The sequence below is a fragment of the Paenibacillus jepli genome, assembly GCF_047238105.1.
Taxonomy (GTDB): domain Bacteria; phylum Bacillota; class Bacilli; order Paenibacillales; family Paenibacillaceae; genus Paenibacillus_D.
The window spans coordinates 6,726,749-6,746,712 of the sequence record NZ_JBDFMD010000001.1; the positions used below are offsets into that span (position 1 = coordinate 6,726,749).

The window sequence follows — 19,964 nt, forward strand, 5'->3', positions numbered from 1 at the left end:
AGCAATGAACTTACAGCCAGTAGGCATATTAGGCACAGGCAAGTATGTCCCGGAGCGGGTCCTGACCAATCAGGAGCTGGAGCAGATGGTGGAGACCAATGACGAATGGATCGTCTCCCGGACCGGGATCAGGGAACGGCGGCTGGCCGCGCCCGAGCAAGCGACATCCGACCTTGCTCTTGAGGCGTCGGCAGCGGCGCTCCAGGCGGCCGGCATCGCAGCGGAGGATCTGGATCTGATCATCGTTGCGACGATTACACCCGATATGTTCTTCCCTTCGACAGCGTGTATCCTTCAGGACAAGCTGGGCGCGTCAAAAGCGGCGGCCTTCGACCTGTCGGCCGCCTGCTCGGGTTTTATCTATGGACTGGCGACAGCGTCGAGCATGATTGCCTCCGGCATGTACCGGCACGCGCTCGTCGTCGGTGCGGAATGCTTGTCGCGGATAACAGACTTCACCGACCGCAATACGTGCATCCTGTTCGGCGACGGCGCCGGCGCCGTCGTGATCGGCCCGGTACCGGAGGGCCGGGGCTTCCGTGCCTTTGAGCTCGGTGCGGATGGCGCGGGCGGTGATCTGCTCAAGGTGTGCGGCGGCGGATCCCGTGTACCGGCTTCGGAGCGGAGCATTGGCGAACGTCAGCATTTCATCCAGATGGCGGGCAGCGAGGTGTTCAAGTTCGCCGTGCGCATCATGGGCAATGCGGCGGAAGAGGCGCTCCGCAAAGCCGGCATGGGCAAAGAAGATATCGATCTGCTGGTGCCGCATCAGGCCAATATCCGGATTATCCAGTCGGCGCTGAACCGGCTGCAGCTGCCGGAGGACAAGTGCATGGTCAACCTGGACAAGTACGGCAATGTATCCGCCGGATCCATCCCGATCGCCTTGGCCGAGGCTGTCGAAGAGGGGCGGATCAAAGAAGGCAATACGGTCGTCATGGTCGGGTTCGGCGGCGGCTTGACCTGGGGAGCATCGGTATTGACATGGTAAAAGAAGCCGGAAGGAGTGTGAACGGATGGGCAAGTTAGCTTTTGTCTTCCCCGGCCAGGGCGCGCAGGCGGTCGGGATGGGGAAGGATGCATACGAGACAGCGGCAGCGTCGCGGCAGATCATCGATCGTGCCGACGAAGCGCTTGGCTTTGCGCTTAGCCGGCTGATCTTTGAAGGTCCCGAGGAGCAGCTCAAGCAGACGGCCAATACGCAGCCGGCTTTGCTGGCTGTCAGTACAGCCTTGCTGGCGGCGTTCAAAATACACGGCGTCCAGCCGGACTACGTCGCCGGTCACAGCCTGGGCGAGTACAGCGCCCTGGTAGCCGCCGGCGCGATCTCATACGAGGATGCGCTGCGAACCGTGCGGGCGCGCGGCGAGTTTATGGAGCAGGCGGTGCCTGGCGGCGAGGGGGCTATGGCAGCTGTTCTGGGGGCCGAGCGGGCCGCGCTCGGCCGACTGTGCGAAGCAGTCAGCGGGGAGAGCGGTATCGTCGAGCTGGCCAACGTCAACTGTCCGGGCCAGATCGTCGTGTCGGGCTCGGCAGCGGGAGTGGCGGCTGTCGTCCAGCGCTGCAAAGAAGCGGGCGCCAAGCGGGCGATCCCCCTCGAGGTCAGCGGGCCGTTCCATTCCTCGCTGATGCAGCCTGCTGCTGATCAGCTGCGCGGCGTGCTGGCCGGACTGCAGCTGCAGGACGCGGCAGTTCCGGTCATCGCCAACGTAACGGCGAGTCCGGTTACGGATAGCGAATCGATCCGCAGGCTGCTGGCGGAGCAGGTGGTCTCGCCTGTACTGTGGGAGGACAGTGTCCGCTATATGCTGGATCACGGCGTGGATACGTTCATCGAGATCGGCTCCGGTACTGTGTTGGCTGGTCTGATCCGCAAGATCGACAAGTCCGTGCGCGTGGTCAGTATCAACAATGCCGGTGCCATAGAGGCATATACGACTAATTAACGTGGAGGAGGTGCTGCAATGTTCGCAGGCTTGGAAGGCAAGACAGCGCTTGTAACCGGCGCATCCCGCGGCATCGGACGTGCCATTGCGGTGGCGCTCGCCGAGGCTGGCGCCGATGTCGCCATCAACTACTCCGGCAGCGAAGCCGCAGCCAGCGAGACGGCGCAAGCGGTGGAGGCGCTGGGGAGACGGGCGGTCGCGATCAAGGCCAACGTCGGCAAGACGGATGAGTTCGAAGCGATGGTGAAGCAGGTGATTGAAGCCTTCGGTTCTTTGGACATACTGGTAAATAACGCCGGTATCACCCGAGACAATCTGATCATGCGGATGAAGGAAGAGGAGTTCGATCAGGTGATCGAGACCAATCTGAAAGGCGTCTTCAACGGCATCAAGGCGGTCACGCGCCCGATGATGAAGCAGCGGGCCGGACGGATCATTAACATCTCTTCGGTCGTGGGCGCGCTCGGCAATCCGGGGCAGGCCAACTATGTGGCCGCCAAGGCGGGCGTGATCGGTCTGACCAAATCCGCTGCGCGAGAGCTTGCTTCACGCGGCATCACGGTCAACTGCATCGCCCCGGGCTTCATCGAGACCGAGATGACAGACAAGCTGCCAGCGGAGATGCGGGAGCAGCTGGGCGGGCAGATCCCGCTGGCCCGGCTGGGCCGGGTGGAGGACATCGCCAGCGCGGTTCGATTCCTTGCATCGGATGCGGCAGGCTACATGACAGGGCAGACCGTCCATGTCGACGGCGGCATGTACATGGGCTGACTGGCAGCTATAGAGCCTGTTCGAGATTCCTTTCTCGCCCGTATGGCATTTTATCTTCAATTCTCGTATAATACCAAAGAGGAGGTGACTTGGATGTCCGACGTATTTGATCGCGTAAAACGCATCGTCGTTGACCGCCTTGGCGTTGACGAAGCTGAAGTAGCACTGGAAGCATCTTTTAAGGATGACCTAGGCGCTGATTCTCTCGATGTTGTAGAATTGGTCATGGAACTTGAAGACGAGTTCGACTTGGAGATCTCTGATGAAGATGCAGAGAAAATCACCACTGTGGGAGAAGTAGTGAATTACATACAATCTCATACGTAAGGTTACAAGAGTCCCGCCTGACAATAGCGGGACTTCTCTCCATCTATACAACATTATTGCGATAGTGGAACGTATGAATTAGCGATTAAGGAATGCGAGGCTGAAAGCCTTTTATATATTGGCAAGACCGTGAATGTTCGTAAGTTATGCACTTTATTTTGCAATCTGTAGGGGTGATAGTTGTGAAGCAGAGAGTAGTAGTTACCGGCATGGGCGTCATGACCTCGCTGGGCCATGAGCTGGACACGTTCTGGGGCAGTCTGCTGGAGGGCAAATCCGGCGTTTCGGAGATCGAAGCATTCGACTTCTCCGACTACCCGACGCGCATCGCAGCCGAGATCAAGAACTTCAATCCCGAGGATTATGGGATCGACCGCAAGGAGGCACGGCGGATGGACCGCTTCGTGCAATTTGCCGTCGTGGCCAGCCAGGCTGCGATCCGCGACGCCGGCATCGAGATCGGCGGCAATGTCGATGCCGAGCGGATCGGCGTTATGATCGGCTCAGGCATCGGCGGATTAGGCACCTGGGAGGACCAGCACAATGTGCTGCTGGAGAAAGGACCTAAGCGCGTCAGCCCGTTCTTCATCCCGATGATGATCGCCAACATGGGCTCCGGACAGGTGTCGATGAGCACTGGCGCCAAAGGCCCCAACAGCACCGCGGTCACTGCCTGCGCGACCGGGACGCATTCGATCGGCGACTCGTACAAGCTGATCCAGCGCGGCGAAGCGGACGTCATGATCTGCGGCGGGGCGGAAGCGACGATTCGTCCGACAGGGATGGCCGGCTTCTGCTCGATGCGGGCGATGTCCACCCGCAACGACGAGCCAGACAAAGCCAGCCGACCGTTTGATACGGGCCGTGACGGTTTCGTCATGGGCGAGGGGGCCGGCGTACTCATCATCGAGTCGCTGGAGCATGCGCTGCAGCGCGGCGCCCGGATCTACGGCGAGGTGATCGGCTACGGCATGAGCGGCGATGCCCATCATATGACCGAGCCGGATCCCGACGGCGCCGCCCGTTGCATGACCCGAGCGCTCAAGGATGCCGGCATCGATCCGGAAGCGGTCGATTATATCAACGCTCACGGCACCTCGACGCCAGTCGGCGACCGCTCGGAGACGATAGCCGTCAAACGGGCCTTCGGCGATCATGCGTACAAGCTTGCCGTCAGCTCGACGAAGTCGATGACCGGTCATCTGCTGGGAGCGGCGGGCGGCGTCGAAGCGGTCATCCTTGGCCTTACCCTGAGTCACGGTATCATACCGCCGACGATCAACCTGGAGGATCAGGACCCCGAATGCGATCTGGACTATGTGCCGAATCACCCGCGTCAGGCGGACGTTCGCATTGCCATGTCCAACTCCTTTGGGTTCGGCGGACATAATGCGACTATCGTGATGAAGAAGTATGAAGCATGATCATTTTCAGCTGCTTCAGCGAGAGCTCCAGCTGACGTTTGAGCGTCCGGGACTGCTGAAGCAGGCTTTCACTCATACCTCGTACGTCAACGAACACAAGCACGGGACGGCCAAGGATAATGAAAGGCTGGAGTTTCTGGGAGACGCGGTGCTGCAGCTGCTCGTATCCGAGTACTTGTATGGCACCTATCCGAAGCGGCCCGAAGGCGAGCTGACGCGGATGCGGGCTTCGATCGTGTGCGAGCCGTCGCTTGCCCGATTCGCTGAACTTTTGAACTTCGGCGAGCATGTATTGCTCGGGCGGGGCGAGGAGCAGCTTGGCGGGCGCCAGCGCCCGGCGCTGCTGGCGGACCTGTTCGAGTCATTCGTCGGCGCTTTGTATCTGGATCAGGGATTGGATCGAGTCCGGGATTTTCTTGGCTCCCGTGTGTTCCCGCATATCGAGAATGACGGCCCGATGCTGGTCAAGGACTTCAAGTCCAAGCTGCAGGAGCACGCCCAGCATCAAGCGCTGGGCAGCGTAGAGTACCGGGTACTGGAAGAGCGCGGGCCGGCCCATGACCGCGAATTTGTGGTCGAGGTGCATATCGGCCAGGAACGCTATGGGAGCGGCAGCGGCCGCACCAAGAAAGAGGCGGAGCAGCAGGCGGCTTCGGAAGCGTGGGAACGGCTGGATGCGGCACATCATTCGTAAGCAGGCCACTATAGAAGCAACTGAGAAGGTCCCGGCGGCGCCGGGATCTTCTTTGATTATGAGGGGATCTGAATTCGAAAAACGAGTTCATTCGCTTCCACGCGGAGCGCCACTCGGGTTGAAAGGTTGGCTATGTCGGGCGCAGCCCGGTTATGATACAATAGCTGTTGAGGTGAAGGTACGACTATGTTCCTGAAACGTATAGAATTGGCAGGCTTCAAATCTTTTGCCGACCGCACCGAATTGGAGTTCGTCCCCGGCATCACAGCGGTGGTCGGACCGAATGGCAGCGGCAAGAGCAATATTTCGGACAGCATCCGCTGGGTGCTTGGCGAGCAATCGGCCAAAAGTCTGCGCGGCGGCAAGATGGAGGATATCATCTTCGCCGGCAGCGATTCCCGCAAACCGGTCGGTTACGGCGAGGTCTCGCTGACTCTCGACAATACCGACCAGGCACTGCCCCTGGAATTCAACGAGGTTACGGTTACGCGGCGCGTACACCGCAGCGGAGACAGCGAATATCTGATTAACAAACAAGCATGCCGCTTGAAGGATATCACCGAGCTGTTCATGGATACCGGCATCGGCAAGGAAGCGTATTCGATCATCGGCCAAGGCCGGATCGAGGAGATCCTGAGCACCCGGTCCGAAGACAGACGGGGCATCTTCGAAGAAGCGTCAGGTATTGTCAAATACAAATCGCGCAAACGCGAAGCTCAAAAGAAGCTCGACGACACCGAGCAAAATCTGCTTCGGATCCACGATCTCGTCTCGGAGCTGGAGGATCAGGTCGGTCCTCTGCGGGAGCAATCGGAGAAAGCGATACGCTACAAGGCGCTGCGCGAAGAACTCAAAGTAAAGGAGATCTCGCTCTACGTGCACCAGATCGAACAGGTGCACCAGTCCTGGAACGAATCGGCGGAGAAGCTGAGAAAGCTGCAAGAGGAGCAGGTTGCGCTGTCCGCCTTTGTTAACAAACACGACGCCCACCTGGAGAAGGAGCGCCAGCAGCTCAGGGAGCTGGAGGAAGCGCTTGAGGTACTGCATCAAGCGATGCTTCAGTACAGCGAAGAGTATGAAAAGTGCGAAGGCTACGGCGAGGTGCTCAAGGAACGCAAGCGCAACCTGGAGCAGAACAGACGGCAGCTCGAAGAAAGCGCCGCCTCGCATGACCAGCGGATCGCTGCGCTGACGTCTGAGGAGGCATCATACCGTGCCAAGGCGGCAGAGCTCGAGCGTTCCCTGGGAGGGCTCCGAGAGCAGCTGCAAGCCGAGGAGGCGCGGCTCGCAGGCGTCGCCGGCGAAGCCGGCAGCACCGCCGAAGAAACGTTGAAGAGCGAGCTGCTCGAGGTACTGAGCACGATGGCTCAGCTGCGCAACGAAATCCGCTATGCGGAGCAGCAGCAGGAGGCGGTCCAGCGCCGGGTCGAACGTCTCGGTGACGAGGAGACGAAGTGGCAGGAGCAGCAAGCCAAGCTGCTCAGCCGGAAGCAAGATCTGGAACGCCGGCTGCAAGCCACGATGAACGAACTGGACAGCGTGCGCGGCAAATATATCGGCGAGAGCGAGCGCCTGCAGGAGCTGCAGAAGCTGCTCGAAGAGGCGCAGGCCACGTACCGCAAGTGGGAGCAAAAGCAGGATGCCTTGACGTCAAGACGCGATACGATGAAGGAGATGCAGCAGGGTCTCGACGGCTTCATGCACGGTGTCCGCGAAGTGCTCAAAGCGGCCAGACGCAGCCAGCAGGGTCTGCAGGGCGTGCATGGGGCGGTAGCTGAGCTGATGTCCGTGCCGGAGCGTGTAGAGGTGGCTGTCGAGACAGCGCTCGGCGGTGCGCTGCAGCATGTCGTGATGGAAGATGAGCGTGCTGCACGCACGGCGATCAGCTTCCTGAAGCAGCGTCAGCTCGGCAGGGCGACCTTCCTGCCGCTTGATGTCATCCGGGCGCGGCACATCCCTGAGCAGGACAAGCGAATGGTCGAGTCGCTGGAAGGGTTTGTCGGCGTCGCAGCCGAGTTGGTCAGATGTGAAGACCGCTACCGGGCGATCATCCAGAACTTGCTGGGCAACGTTCTGATCGCCGCCAATCTCGAGCAGGCCAACCGGATCGCTTCCCGGTGCCAGTACCGTTTTCGCGTCGTCACGCTGGAGGGTGATGTCGTCAATGCCGGCGGATCGATGACGGGCGGCAGCCTGCAGAAGAAAGGCGCCAATCTGCTCGGCCGGAGCCGGCATATCGAGCAGCTGGATGCGGATATCCGCGAGACCTCGGAACAGCTGTCCAGGCTGAAGGACAAGATGGATGATATCCGCAAGGATCTGTCCATCCGCAATCAGAATCTCGAGGAGCTCCGAGGGCGGAGCGAGCAGTGCCGGATCGACGAGCAGCAGCTGCGGGCGGAATTGCAGCAGCTGGAGCATGAGTCGCGTCATCTTGGCGAGCAGAAGCAGCTGTTCGCGCAGGATCTGCAGGGCCATGCCAGCGAGCGTCAGGATCTGGCGGCAGCGGCCGAAGCAGCCCAGGCCAGGCTTGTAGAGCAGACGGGCGAAGAGGCGAGGCTGCAGGAAGCGATCCGCCAGGCCGAGGCAATCCGCAAGGCGAGCGAATCCGCCAAAGAAGAGCTCCAGGGTCAACTGACCGACATGAAGATCAGCGTTGCCAAGACGGAGCAGGAGAAGCACTCGTATGAAGATCACGCAACCCGGGTCCGTGGCGATATCGCCCGCGCCAAGCAGGAGCTCTCTGCTGTACGAGGCCTGCTGAAACAGCAGGATGAAGAGCAGACCCGCCATCAGGAGGAGACGGTCCGGCAGACGGAGAATCTTAACCATTACCGGCTGAAGAAGCAGGAGTGCGGCGAGCAGACCGACTTCAAACGGGCTGCCCGCGCCGAGCTGCTGCGCCAGCTGGAGCAGGGCGAGAGCGAGACGAAGGAGCAGCGCGTGCAGCTCCGGCAAGTCGAAGAACGGCTGCGGCAGACCGAGATCGCGGCCAATCGATTGGACGTCGAGCTGGACAACCTGCTCCGCAAGCTCAGCGAGGAGCATGAGCTCAGCTTCGAGCTGGCCAAGGAGCGCTACCCGGTGCCCGAGGACGTCCCGGCGGCCCAGCAGGAGGTGCGGGAGCTCAAGCGCAGCATCACCTCGCTCGGCGAGGTCAACCTGGGCGCCATCGACGAGTACGAGCGGGTACGCGAGCGTTACGAGTTCCTCAATGAGCAGAAAACAGATCTGATCGAAGCCAAGACGACACTGTACGAGGTCATCCGCGAGATGGAGGAGGAGATGGGACGGCGGTTTCGGACTGCTTTCGAAGCCATCCGCGGTCATTTCAGTATCGTCTTCTCCAAGCTGTTCGGCGGCGGACGGGCCGATCTTGTCCTGGTGGAGCCGGATCGGGTGCTCGACACAGGCATCGACATCGTCGCCCAGCCGCCTGGCAAGAAGCTGCAGAATCTGCAGCTGCTCTCCGGCGGCGAGCGGGCTCTGACGGCAATTGCCCTGCTGTTCGCGATCCTGCAGGTGAAGCCGGTGCCGTTCTGCGTCCTGGACGAAGTGGAAGCGGCGCTCGATGAAGCCAATGTCGCCCGGTTTGCGCAATATCTGCGCGAGTTCTCGGGATTGACGCAGTTCATCGTCGTCACTCACCGCAAGGGAACGATGGAGGAAGCGGACGTGCTCTATGGCGTAACGATGGAAGAAGGCGGCGTGTCGAAGCTCGTATCGGTTCGTCTCGAAGACGAGGAAGCCGTATCGGCTTAGTTTTTACTAGTAGCGATAGACGAAGGAAGGAAGAAGAGAGATGAGTTTTTTTAAACGGCTGAAGGATAGCATCGCCAGCAAGACCGAAGCGGTCACTACGGTGTTCAAGGATGGGCTGAGCAAGACGCGTACGGCGTTCGTTGAAAAGGTGGAGGAGCTGATCACCCGCCGCAAAAAAATCGACGAAGAGTTCTTCGAGGAGCTCGAAGAAATCCTGATCGGAGCCGACGTTGGCGTCAATACGGTCATGGAGCTGATCGACGACCTGCGCAAGGAAGTGAAGAAACGGCGGATCGAGGATGCGGCAGACCTGCAGCCGGTGCTCTCCGAGAAGCTTGTGGAGATGCTCCGCGGCGAAGCGGATCCGCGACTGAAGATGGCCGCTAGCGGCATGACCGTAATCCTGTTCGTAGGAGTCAACGGCGTCGGCAAGACGACCTCGATCGGCAAAATGGCACACCGGTTCAAGAGCGAAGGCAAGAGCGTGCTGCTGGCGGCGGGCGACACATTCCGTGCTGGCGCAATCGATCAATTGGAGGTGTGGGGGCAACGGGTCGGCGTCGATGTCATCAAGCAGCACCCGGGTGCCGATCCGGCGGCGGTTATGTTCGATGCGGTCAAGGCGGCCAAGCAGCGTGGCGTCGATGTATTGCTGTGCGACACAGCGGGTCGTCTGCAGAACAAGAGCAATCTGATGGAAGAGCTGAACAAGATTTTTCGGGTGATCCAGCGCGAGGTGCCGGATGCGCCCCACGAGGTGCTGCTCGTGCTCGATGCGACGACAGGGCAAAATGCGCTGAGCCAGGCCAAGCTGTTCGGCGAGAAGAGCGGCGTCACCGGGCTGTTGCTGACCAAGCTGGACGGCACCGCCAAAGGCGGTATCGTCATCGCGATTCGCAATGAGCTCAATCTGCCGGTCAAATTCGTCGGTCTCGGCGAGAAGATGGGGGATCTGCAGCAGTTTGATTCCGAGCAGTTCGTCCATGCGCTGTTCGCCGGCCTGATCCAAAAAGAGGCCGAGACGGAACAGTCAAACCACTGACAAGGTTCGGCGCTTGACACGCAGTGCTGCGATAAGGTAGAATAAGGAGCGTTGTCACGGTGTCAAGTGTTGTGACTTTACAACGGATTCAACTAACGGAACAGGGAGGGGCTGGCAGTGACTACTGAACCGGGCGCCCTTGCAAAGACCAATCGGGTCAATCTGTTGTTTGATTTTTATGAACCGCTGCTGACCGAGAAGCAGCAGACGTTTCTCAAATATTATTACCATGATGATTTCTCGCTTGGCGAGATCGCAGCCGAATTTGCGATCAGCAGGCAAGCCGTCTACGAGCATGTGAAACGGGCCGAAGGCGCGCTCGAATCATATGAGACCAGGCTTGGTCTGCTGGCAAGCCATCAGCGCGAGCAAGAGTGGCTCGTCAGACTGGAGAAAGCGGTAAGCGCGCTGCCGACCGGCAGTGCCGAACCGCTGCACAAGCTGCTCCGGGAACGGATCTCGCCACGCGATGGATCGGCGCCAATAGATAAGCAGGAAGAGGTACAAGCTTAACGGGAGGTGACGGGAATGGCGTTTGAAGGATTGTCCGCGCGGCTTCAAAATGTGTTCAGCAAGCTGAAGGGCAAGGGCAAGGTGTCCGAGGACGATGTAGCGGAAGCGATGCGCGAGGTGCGTCTGGCGTTGCTGGAGGCTGACGTTAACTTCAAAGTCGTCAAGGACTTCATCGGCAAGGTGAAGGAGAAAGCGGTCGGACAGGAAGTCATGAAGAGCTTCACGCCTGGCATGGTCATCATCGACATCGTCAACAAAGAGCTGACCGAGCTCATGGGCGGCACGCAGAGCAAGCTGGCCAAGGCGAACCGCCCGCCCACCGTCATCATGATGGCAGGCTTGCAGGGCGCCGGCAAGACGACGACCACCGGCAAGCTGGCCAAGCTGCTGCAGAAGAGCAATCACAAGCCGCTCCTGGTCGCCTGTGACATCTACCGGCCGGCAGCCATCAAGCAGCTGCAGGTGCTTGGCGAGCAGATCCAGGCCCCTGTCTTCTCGATGGGGGATCAGGAGAATCCCGTTCACATCGCTCGCTCCGGCTTGCAGCATGCCAAGGATAACGGCAACGACTACGTCATCATCGATACGGCCGGTCGGCTGCACATCGATGAAGCGCTGATGGATGAGCTGAAGCAGGTTCACGAAGCCGTCAAGCCGGATGAAGTGCTGCTCGTCATCGACGCGATGACTGGTCAGGATGCGGTCAACGTCGCCGACAGCTTCCACAAGCAGCTCGAGCTGACCGGGGTTGTCCTCACCAAGCTGGATGGCGATACCCGCGGCGGCGCCGCCCTCTCGGTCAAGGCGGTGACCGGTTGCCCGATTAAGTTCGCGGCGATGGGCGAGAAGATCGATTCCCTCGAGCCGTTCCATCCGGAGCGGATGGCTTCGCGGATCCTCGGTATGGGCGACATGCTGTCGCTGATCGAGAAGGCGCAAACCAATATCGATGCCGAGAAAGCAGCCGAGATGGAACGCAAGATGCGCAATGCTGAGTTTACGTTCGACGATTTCTTGGAGCAGATGGCTCAAGTGCGCCAGATGGGGCCGCTGGATCAGCTGCTGGAGATGATGCCCGGCATGAACAAGATGAAGGGCCTCAAGGACATCAAGGTCGACGAGCGTCAGATCGGCCGCGTCGAGGCGATCGTCCAATCCATGACCAAGGAAGAGAAGGTCAAGCCGGAGATTATGAATCACAGCCGCCGCAAACGGATTGCCGCCGGCAGCGGCACGTCGGTGGCCGATGTGAACCGGCTGATCAAGCAATTCGACGATATGCGCAAGATGATGAAGCAATTTTCGTCGATGATGGGTCCAAAGGGGCCGAAGGGCGGCAAGAAGGGCCTTAAAGGCCTGATGGGCAAAGGCATGAAGTTCCCTTTTTAAGGTGGTTTAAAAGTCCGCTTTTGATTACGGCTGAAAACCGACTTTTTGAACTTTTATTTGAAGCTCGTGATGCGGTCTTTTTAAACCGGGGCCCCCGCAAAGTACTTGAGTAAGCTTCAAAGCCACGCATCACTTTGTGGGGAACGTCTTTGTGGGGAGCGCTTTTGAAGGAGGTGAAATTCCATGGCAGTTCGTATTCGTCTGAAACGCATTGGTGCACATAAATCGCCTTTTTACCGTGTTGTTGTTTCCGATTCCCGCTCGCCGCGCGACGGTCGTTTTATCGAGGAGATCGGTACGTATAACCCGGTAGCAGAGCCGGCTCAAGTGAACATCGATGAAGAGAAAGCGTTGAAATGGTTGCAAACCGGAGCGCAAGCTTCCGATACCGTACGCAATCTTCTGAGCAAAGCCGGCGTTATGACCAAGCTTCATGAGCTCAGACAGCAGAAATAATCCTTTGAAGTGCGTGTTCAAAAGCGACGCTTTTGAACACTCTCTTTCCTGCGGAGGCCTAGAGATGGAAGAATTGATTCTTGTCATAGCTAGGGCTTTGGTGGATCATCCGGATGATGTGCGTGTCGAGGTCAAGGAAGACGATCGCGGCTTCGTGTACGCTCTTTCCGTTCATCCCGAGGATGTGGGGAAAGTAATCGGCAAGCAAGGCCGGATTGCCAAAGCGCTGCGAACGGTAGTCGCCTCGGCTGCTGTGAAGTCATCGAAGCGTGTCGTCGTTGACATTGTCTCCTAACATCATATCAAGATATAAGGGGTTAGGAACTGTTCCTAGCCTTTTTCAAATTTCAAGACTGGCAAGGATGTCGCAGGCTTCGGCGCCTGGGCAAAGACAGATAGAAACGGAGGGTCGGGATGATGATCGAGTGGTTGAATGTCGGGAAGCTGGTCAATACGCACGGGCTTAGGGGAGAAGTCAAGATTCTCTCCCAGACGGACTTCCCGGACGTACGCTTCGCACCCGGCAGCAAGCTTGCTCTCCACGCTCCTGCGGACGGGCGGGTCGTGGCGCTGACCGTGCAGAGCGCCCGGGAGCACAAAGGCATGTTCATCGTCAAATGGAAAGGCGTCGACCATATTAATGATGCCGAGCAATACAAGGGCTGGGCGGTCAAGGTCGCCAAGGAGGATCTGGTGGAGCTCGAGGACGACGAGTATTACTACCACGAGATTGTCGGCTGCCGAGTCGTGACGGAAGACGGTGAGACGCTGGGCGAGATTACCGAGATCTTGAGTCCCGGCGCCAATGACGTCTGGGTGGTCGAGCGCGCCAAGGGCAAGCCGCTCTTGCTGCCGGTGATCGATGATGTGCTGATCGCAGTAGACGTTCCGCAAAAGCTGGTCACCGTCAGGCTGTTGGAAGGGCTGGAGTAGACGATGCGGATCGATGTGTTGACGCTGTTCCCCGAGATGCTGGAGGGCGTGTTCGGTACGAGCATTCTGGGCAAGGCAAGGGACAAAGGGATCGTGGATCTGCAGGCGGTGAACTTCCGCGACTATGCCAACAACAAGCATAATACAGTAGACGACTACCCGTATGGCGGGGGCGGCGGCATGGTGCTCAAAGCGGAGCCGATCTTCTCGGCTGTGGAGGATATCCGGCTGCAGGAGGATGTGAAGCCAAGGATCATCCTGATGTGTCCGCAAGGCGAGCCTTACCGCCAGAGCAAAGCGGAGGAGCTGTCGCAGGAGAAGCATCTGATCTTCATCTGCGGCCACTACGAGGGTTACGATGAGCGGATCCGTGAGCATCTGGTGACGGATGAGCTGTCGATCGGTGATTATGTGCTCACCGGCGGTGAACTGCCGGCGATGGTTGTCATCGACAGCGTCGTCCGTCTGCTGCCGGGCGTCCTGGGCAATGAATCGTCCGCTGTGACGGATTCGTTCAGCACCGGACTGCTGGAGTATCCGCAGTACACCCGCCCCGTCTCGTTTCGTGGCTGGGAGGTGCCGGAAGTGCTGATGTCGGGACATCATGCGCGGATCGAGAGCTGGCGGCGCGAGCAATCGCTGCTCCGCACGCTTGCCCGCCGTCCGGAGCTGCTGGAGCAGGTGGAACTGACGCCTGAGGAGCGGAAGCTGTTGGATGCACTTGGCGGCAGGGACGAGGGATCTTAGTCTTCCGGCAGGAATCCGGCGTTTGGCGGCGTGCAGATTGCCAGTTGTATTCTGACTCGGAATATGGTAAAATTTCAAATGTTGTCTGTAATAGTCGGGCGGTCCTCTGTCGGCCATGACCCGGTTCCTCAGGAGCCGACGAGCTTACAAGAACGTCTATGATGGAAGGAGGAAATACGACTTATGAATATCCTACAAGCAATTACTCAAGAACAGCTTCGGAAAGACATTCCTAGCTTTCGTCCTGGTGACACGCTGAAAGTACACGTAAAAGTTATTGAGGGATCCCGCGAACGGATTCAGCTTTTCGAAGGCGTGGTAATCAAACGCCGTGGCGGTGGCATCAGCGAGACTTTTACAGTGCGCAAAATTTCGTACGGTGTTGGCGTGGAGAGAACGTTCCCGGTCAACTCGCCGAAAATCGATAAGATCGAAGTGGCTCGTCGTGGTAAAGTACGCCGTGCTAAACTGTACTACCTTCGCGAACTGCGCGGTAAAGCAGCCAGAATTAAAGAAATTCGCTAATGAACGACAAGGGGGCTTGCGCAAACAAGTCCCTTTTCGTTTTTTTGTGCTAAGTGCGAGTTAACTACATACAACGTGAGTTTGAAAGGTCGGTTCTCAACACCGACAAGATGCAGAACCCGCCTCCTTGAAATCACGCCGTGATCGAAGCGGGCTTTTTTGGACAACCTCATATGTAAAGGTAGGCGTAGCTATGAATCATAATCAAGACGAAGAGATTAAGCGACAAGAACCAGCGCCTACAGGCAGGGATCCGGAGACTGGCGGAGCCGGCGTGTCCGGAGAGCAGACCAAACCCCCCAAAGCGAAGAAAGAGATCGTGGAATGGATCAAAGCGCTGGCGATCGCCGGGGTGCTGGTGTTTGTGATCCGTACGTTTCTGTTCTCGCCGTTTATCGTCGACGGATCGTCGATGCTGCCTAGCTTTGAGTCTGGTGAGCGCGTCATCGTCAACAAGATTCTGTATGATATCCGTCAGCCGCACCGCGGTGAGGTGGTCGTCTTCCATGTACCGGAAGAAAACCGGGATTTCATCAAACGCGTCATCGGCGTGCCCGGCGACAAGGTCAGACTTGAGGGCGACAGCCTCTACATTAATGACGAACTGGTCGAGGAGCCGTACTTGACGGAAGCGATCGCTCAGGCGCAGAGCGAAGGCAGACTTTACAATACCGAAGACGACTTTCCGAATAGCAGAGTTACAACCGACACCGTGCCAGACAATTCTATCCTTGCTTTCGGGGACAACCGGGGCAACAGCCGCGACAGCCGTTCGATCGGCTTCGTCTCGATGGACGAGATCGTGGGCCGGGCCGATGTGATCTTCTGGCCGTGGAATCAGATCAAAATTGTAGATAACGGAACAATGAGGTGAGAGAAACATGACCATCCAATGGTTTCCGGGACATATGACAAGGGCGCGCCGTCAGATCCAGGAAAAGCTCAAGCTGATCGATATCGTCATTGAGCTGCTGGACGCGCGCGTCCCGATGTCGAGCCGCAATCCGATGATCGACGAGATCCTGCTGGACAAGCCCCGGCTCATCATACTGAATAAAGCCGATTTGGCGGATCCACGGGCGACCGACCGGTGGATTTCTTTTTTTGGCGGACACGGTCATCCGTGCATTGCCGTCGATTCTTCTACAGGCACGCGGGTAGATGAGATTCCGGGCAGGGTCCAGGAGATCCTCAAGGAGAAGATCGACCGCATGCGCAGCAAAGGGATGAACCCGCGGGCGCTGCGGGCGCTGATCGTCGGCATCCCCAACGTCGGCAAATCGACGCTGATCAACCGTCTGGCAGGTCGGAACATCGCCGAGACCGGCGATCGTCCCGGCGTGACCAAGGGTCAGCAGTGGATCAAGGTAGGCAAGGAACTGGAGCTGCTGGATACGCCGGGCATCCTCTGGCCGAAGTTCGAGGATGAGCTGGTCGGCTACCGGCTGGCGATGACCGGCGCGATCCGCGAGCAGATCCTTAACATTGAGGACATCGCCTACTTCGCGGTCCGCGAACTGGTGGAACGGTATTGGGACGCGCTGGAGGAGCGCTTCGGCATCGATGAACCGCCTGCCGATCTGGAGAACAACCAGGAGATCGTACGCGTGATGGAGGATATCGGCCGCAAACGGGGCTGTCTGATGAGCGGCGGGCGAGTCGACCTTGAGAAGGCTTCCGGTATCATCCTGCGCGAGCTGCGTGCCGGCAAGCTGGGCAAGATTACGCTGGAGGAGCCGGATCCCTATGCTTGAGTATGAAGACCGGCTCTGGAGCGAAGGCTATGCGCATATCGCAGGCGTCGACGAAGTCGGCCGGGGCTGTCTGTTCGGCGACGTCGTTGCTGCTGCAGTAGTGCTCCCTGAGGGACTGGTGCTCGATGGCGTCGATGACTCCAAGAAGCTGAGCGAAAAGAAACGGGAGCTGCTGTACGACGTCATCGTGGACCAGGCGGTGGCCTGGTCCGTCGCTCATGTGGACAGCGTCACGATCGACCGGATCAATATCAAGCAGGCGGCGCGCCTGGCGATGAAGGAGGCGGTGCTCGGGCTGGCGGAGTCGGCGGCCGGAGTGGCACCGGATTATCTGCTCGTCGACGCCGAGAAGGTCGACAGCCCGCTGCCGCAGCAGGCGATCATCCATGGTGATGCGGTCAGCCAGTCGATCGCGGCCGCTTCGATCATCGCCAAGGTGACGCGGGACCGACTGTGCAAGGAGCGGTGGGATCCGCTGTATCCAGAGTACGGGATCGCGATACATAAAGGCTATGCCACCAAGCTCCACCGGGAGCGAATCCTCGCGTATGGTCCAAGTCCGCTGCACCGCCGTTCTTTCCTGACGAAGCTGCTGGCGGAGCAGCAGGAGATGTTCTAGCGGGACGGGGGGCGTAATCCTGGCATGACTGCATAGGCCAAGCAGAACTTCTGTTTGGCCTATTTTGCACGTAAAGAACTAATCTGTTTCCGGGGCCCCCTGCAGAGCACCTGAGTACTCTTCGAGGCCAAATTCCCACTTTGTGGGGGGGTAATTTACATTAACGGAATCGGGGTCTGCCGACGATAGTAATAATATAGTGAAGCGATACCTGAGCGGCAGGGAGATGCCGGCGGACGAGGAAAGCGAGGAACGGAATGTGAATATCGGACAGATGATGCGAAGTCTGTTGGGAGATGTGCAGAGCGGCGACAGCCGGGTGCTGGAGCTAAAGCCCGGGCAAGTCGTGCGGGGCGTCGTGGTCAGTCTGCTGGACGGCGATGAAGCACTTGTACAAATCAACGGCAACCAGGTGCGCGCCAAGCTGGAGCTGCCCCTGCAGCCGGGACAGTCGACGATGCTGCAGGTCCAGCCTTCTACAAATGGCGGCATGGTCGTCCTGCGTCCGGTGGATCCCGGCAGCGCCGCGATGCCGGAGGCGGCACTGCGCGATCTGGTGCGCGGGTTGGGCCTGCCGGATAAGCCTTGGGCACAGCAGCTGATGCTGGACATGAAGCGGGAGGGCTTCTCCCTTAACCGGGAGCTGTCGGCGGCCTTCGGCAAGGCTTCGGCGGCGATGCCGGCGCAGGCCGATCCGCAGCAGTGGATGCAGGCGGCGGCGCTTGCCTACAGGCGGGGGCTGCCGATGACGGCGGGGACGATCTCGGCGCTTCAGCAGGCGATGTTCGGAAGGCCGTCGCACGAGCTGCTGGAAGGGCTGCAGAGCCAGTTGCGGAACTTCCTCGGGCATCCGGAGGGGACGACGGGTACGACCGCTGCAACGGGCAGCCAGACGGCGCAGCAAGCGGCGGCACGTGTCCTTGCTTTGTTGCAGGAAGGGACGGGACTGCTGCGTATGACAACAGATGCTGCTCCTGGCAGCGGCCAGACTGCCTCCGCGGGGGGAGTGTCCGGGACAGGGAGCGCATCAACCGGTGCCGCCGCAGGGATGCCCGGCCAGCAAGGCGGCACTGCCTCGGCAGCGACAGCACCTGCAGCAACGGCTGGCCAACCGAACGGGCCATCGCTGACTGGTGGAGGCTCGCCATCAGTGGCAGCTGCCGGGATGCCCGGGCAGCAAGGGAATACCGCGCCGTCAGCAGCCCCGCCAGCGTCGATCGGTATCCAGCCGCACGGACCGTCGCAGGCTGGCGGTGGGGCGCCTGCAGCAGCTGGGACGGCGAATGCAGGGATCGCTCCTGGGGCTGCTGCCGCTGCATCGGGCAGCGCTGGCGAGGCTGCATCGCCAGCTGGTGCGGGCCGCCCCGCTGCTGCGACGACCGCAGCGGCGAACCCGGCCCCGACCGGTGCCGCCGGCTGGGTCGGGGACATGCTGCGCTGGCTGGGCGTCGATCACGAGCGCCAGCTGCTGCTGCGGCCGGCCCCGGGCGGAGCCGCCGGGGCCGCAGGCTCTGCGGCCGGGGGAGCGATGCCCCCGGTACCCACGGGCGCGGACGGGCAGACGCTGGCCCGTCCCGCGGAGGCGCCGCCGCAGCCGCTCGCGGAGCGCGCGCCGGGCTTGCCGCTGGGCGGCCCGGCAGGCGCAGATGCGCCTGCAGCCGAGGCCGGACGGCCGGCTGCGGCGCAGGAGTCGCTCAAGGGCGCGCTGCTGCAGCTCGCGGCCCGGGAGGATGCGCCGCCGGCGCTGCGCGAGGCGGCGCAGCAACTGCTGCAGCAGATCACCGGGCAGCAGCTGCTGCTCTCGGCGGAGCGCGGCAGCGCGATGATGTCCCATCTGTCGATCTTCATCCCGCTGCATGGACAGGACGGCAGCCAGACGGCATCCGTACATGTCCAGACCCGGAGGGGGCGCAAGGGAGAGATCGACGCAGCCAACTGCCGCCTCTTGTTCGACCTGCAGATGAAGCAGCTGGGCGACACGCTCGTCGATGTGCAAGTTGTCGACAAGATCGTCAGCCTGACCATCTGGAACGATCATCCCGCCATCGGTCCGCTGCTTGAGACATCCCGAGGCGAAGTGGCCGAGGCAATGGGGCGCAGCGGTTACCAACTGCTGACTCTGCGCAGCACGCCACTCCCGACTACGGTTGACAGGGAAGCGGCGGCGACCAGGAAGGGCGCATTGGCCGGCAGCGAGCTGCTGCCGGATCACGCCGGTTTTGCGGGCAAGCCGTACCGGGGGGTGGACCTGCGCGCATGAAGCAGCCAAGCGAGAAGAATGCCGCAGAGCGCAAACAGGCCGTGGCGCTGAAGTACGATCCTGAGCAGCAGGCCACACCGGTCCTGGTCGCCAAAGGACGGGGGCAGCTCGCCGATAAGATCGTCGCCAAAGCGAGCGAGCATGGCGTGCCGATCCAGGAGGATGCGTCGCTCGTTGAAGTGTTGTCGCAGCTCGATATCGACCAGGAGATTCCGCCCGAGCTATATACGCTGGTGGCCGAGGTGCTCAGTTTTATCTACCGTTCGGATCAGAAAGCGGGGGATTGGTTTGCAGAATAAGCGAGCCGCCGCTCTGTCCCGTGTCGCAGTCGGCAAACTGGGGGAAGCGGCAGCGAGAGTGCACATCGAGTCACTCGCTTGGCGGATCCGCGATCTGAATTGGCGGTGCCGTTCAGGTGAGTTGGACATCGTCGCGGAGCCGCCGGAGGAAGGCTCGCCCCTCGTCTTCATCGAGGTGCGCTCCCGGCGGGAAGGCAGTCGCTTCGGCACGGCGGCAGAATCGGTGGATGCCCGCAAGCAGCTGCAGCTCCGCAGCACCGCTCAAGTGTATTTATACGGCAAACGGCTGCAAGAGCGCCGGGTACGCTTCGACGTCATCACCGTATTGATGGATCGTGACTGTCAGGTCATCGATATCCGGCATTATGAGGAAGCATTTTGAGTGTCTATGAATGGCACATTGAGGCCTTCTACCAAATGAGCTTGAATTTTCAAGCTCATTTGAACCTATTGCACCTTCTCATCTCATCGAACTCGAATTTTCGAATTTATTTCAACCCACC

Annotated in this window: 21 protein-coding genes; all 21 read left to right on the top strand. The window is 59.9% G+C overall.

The genetic code is table 11. From position 1 onward, the window contains the following. Positions 1-4: 4 nt before the first annotated feature. The 21 genes from ABC336_RS28690 (at position 5) to ABC336_RS28790 (ending at position 19,843) form a co-directional block, all read left to right on the top strand. Positions 5-991, top strand: a complete 987-nt coding sequence (locus tag ABC336_RS28690) for a beta-ketoacyl-ACP synthase III (protein ID WP_413241913.1) — start codon at positions 5-7, stop codon at positions 989-991. Positions 992-1,016: 25 nt separating this feature from the next. Beyond that, positions 1,017-1,946 carry an ACP S-malonyltransferase gene (fabD, locus tag ABC336_RS28695; RefSeq protein ID WP_413241914.1) on the top strand — a complete coding sequence of 310 codons (930 nt, stop codon included), beginning with the start codon at positions 1,017-1,019 and terminating at the stop codon, positions 1,944-1,946. Between the two features lie 18 nt (positions 1,947-1,964). Next, a complete protein-coding gene (fabG, locus tag ABC336_RS28700; protein WP_413241915.1) occupies positions 1,965-2,717 on the top strand; it encodes a 3-oxoacyl-[acyl-carrier-protein] reductase in 753 nt (250 codons plus the stop codon). Between the two features lie 93 nt (positions 2,718-2,810). Continuing rightward, complete coding sequence (acpP, locus tag ABC336_RS28705; protein ID WP_020615324.1) at positions 2,811-3,044, top strand: acyl carrier protein; 234 nt, start codon at positions 2,811-2,813, stop codon at positions 3,042-3,044. 182 nt (positions 3,045-3,226) lie between these two features. After that, the gene (fabF, locus tag ABC336_RS28710) at positions 3,227-4,468 is read left to right on the top strand and encodes a beta-ketoacyl-ACP synthase II (RefSeq protein WP_413241916.1); all 1,242 of its coding nucleotides are present in this window, start codon (positions 3,227-3,229) and stop codon (positions 4,466-4,468) included. Next, on the top strand, positions 4,458-5,162 hold the full coding sequence (rnc, locus tag ABC336_RS28715; protein WP_413241917.1) for a ribonuclease III: 705 nt from the start codon (positions 4,458-4,460) through the stop codon (positions 5,160-5,162). The genes fabF and rnc overlap by 11 nt, the downstream gene beginning before the upstream one ends. Before the next feature lie 186 nt (positions 5,163-5,348). Next, positions 5,349-8,924 (top strand): chromosome segregation protein SMC, encoded by a 3,576-nt coding sequence (gene smc / locus ABC336_RS28720; protein WP_413241918.1) that lies wholly within the window; start codon positions 5,349-5,351, stop codon positions 8,922-8,924. A 40-nt stretch (positions 8,925-8,964) separates the two neighbouring features. Beyond that, positions 8,965-9,966: a signal recognition particle-docking protein FtsY gene (ftsY, locus tag ABC336_RS28725; RefSeq protein WP_413241919.1), complete on the top strand. Its 1,002-nt coding sequence runs from the start codon at positions 8,965-8,967 to the stop codon at positions 9,964-9,966. Between the two features lie 117 nt (positions 9,967-10,083). Next, on the top strand, positions 10,084-10,479 hold the full coding sequence (gene ylxM / locus ABC336_RS28730; RefSeq protein ID WP_413241920.1) for a YlxM family DNA-binding protein: 396 nt from the start codon (positions 10,084-10,086) through the stop codon (positions 10,477-10,479). Between the two features lie 15 nt (positions 10,480-10,494). Next, complete coding sequence (gene ffh, locus ABC336_RS28735) at positions 10,495-11,868, top strand: signal recognition particle protein (RefSeq protein WP_413241921.1); 1,374 nt, start codon at positions 10,495-10,497, stop codon at positions 11,866-11,868. 183 nt (positions 11,869-12,051) lie between these two features. After that, positions 12,052-12,324 (top strand): 30S ribosomal protein S16, encoded by a 273-nt coding sequence (gene rpsP, locus ABC336_RS28740; RefSeq protein ID WP_413241922.1) that lies wholly within the window; start codon positions 12,052-12,054, stop codon positions 12,322-12,324. Positions 12,325-12,388: 64 nt separating this feature from the next. Then, entirely contained in the window at positions 12,389-12,619 is a 231-nt protein-coding gene (locus tag ABC336_RS28745) for a KH domain-containing protein (RefSeq protein WP_413241923.1), read from the top strand. A 119-nt stretch (positions 12,620-12,738) separates the two neighbouring features. Beyond that, a complete protein-coding gene (rimM, locus tag ABC336_RS28750) occupies positions 12,739-13,257 on the top strand; it encodes a ribosome maturation factor RimM (protein ID WP_413241924.1) in 519 nt (172 codons plus the stop codon). Between the two features lie 3 nt (positions 13,258-13,260). After that, positions 13,261-14,004, top strand: a complete 744-nt coding sequence (gene trmD / locus ABC336_RS28755; protein ID WP_413241925.1) for a tRNA (guanosine(37)-N1)-methyltransferase TrmD — start codon at positions 13,261-13,263, stop codon at positions 14,002-14,004. A 183-nt stretch (positions 14,005-14,187) separates the two neighbouring features. Beyond that, positions 14,188-14,529 (top strand): 50S ribosomal protein L19, encoded by a 342-nt coding sequence (gene rplS, locus ABC336_RS28760; protein ID WP_020615313.1) that lies wholly within the window; start codon positions 14,188-14,190, stop codon positions 14,527-14,529. Positions 14,530-14,722: 193 nt separating this feature from the next. Continuing rightward, a complete protein-coding gene (gene lepB / locus ABC336_RS28765; protein WP_413241926.1) occupies positions 14,723-15,403 on the top strand; it encodes a signal peptidase I in 681 nt (226 codons plus the stop codon). Between the two features lie 7 nt (positions 15,404-15,410). Further along, positions 15,411-16,283 (top strand): ribosome biogenesis GTPase YlqF, encoded by an 873-nt coding sequence (ylqF, locus tag ABC336_RS28770; protein ID WP_413241927.1) that lies wholly within the window; start codon positions 15,411-15,413, stop codon positions 16,281-16,283. Continuing rightward, positions 16,276-16,902 carry a ribonuclease HII gene (locus ABC336_RS28775; RefSeq protein WP_413241928.1) on the top strand — a complete coding sequence of 209 codons (627 nt, stop codon included), beginning with the start codon at positions 16,276-16,278 and terminating at the stop codon, positions 16,900-16,902. Before ylqF ends, ABC336_RS28775 begins: the two co-directional genes overlap by 8 nt. Before the next feature lie 199 nt (positions 16,903-17,101). Beyond that, positions 17,102-19,162: a hypothetical protein gene (locus ABC336_RS28780; RefSeq protein WP_413241929.1), complete on the top strand. Its 2,061-nt coding sequence runs from the start codon at positions 17,102-17,104 to the stop codon at positions 19,160-19,162. Further along, positions 19,159-19,461 (top strand): EscU/YscU/HrcU family type III secretion system export apparatus switch protein, encoded by a 303-nt coding sequence (locus tag ABC336_RS28785; protein WP_413241930.1) that lies wholly within the window; start codon positions 19,159-19,161, stop codon positions 19,459-19,461. The genes ABC336_RS28780 and ABC336_RS28785 overlap by 4 nt, the downstream gene beginning before the upstream one ends. Further along, positions 19,451-19,843, top strand: a complete 393-nt coding sequence (locus tag ABC336_RS28790; RefSeq protein ID WP_413241931.1) for a YraN family protein — start codon at positions 19,451-19,453, stop codon at positions 19,841-19,843. Before ABC336_RS28785 ends, ABC336_RS28790 begins: the two co-directional genes overlap by 11 nt. The last annotated feature ends 121 nt before the right edge of the window (positions 19,844-19,964 follow it).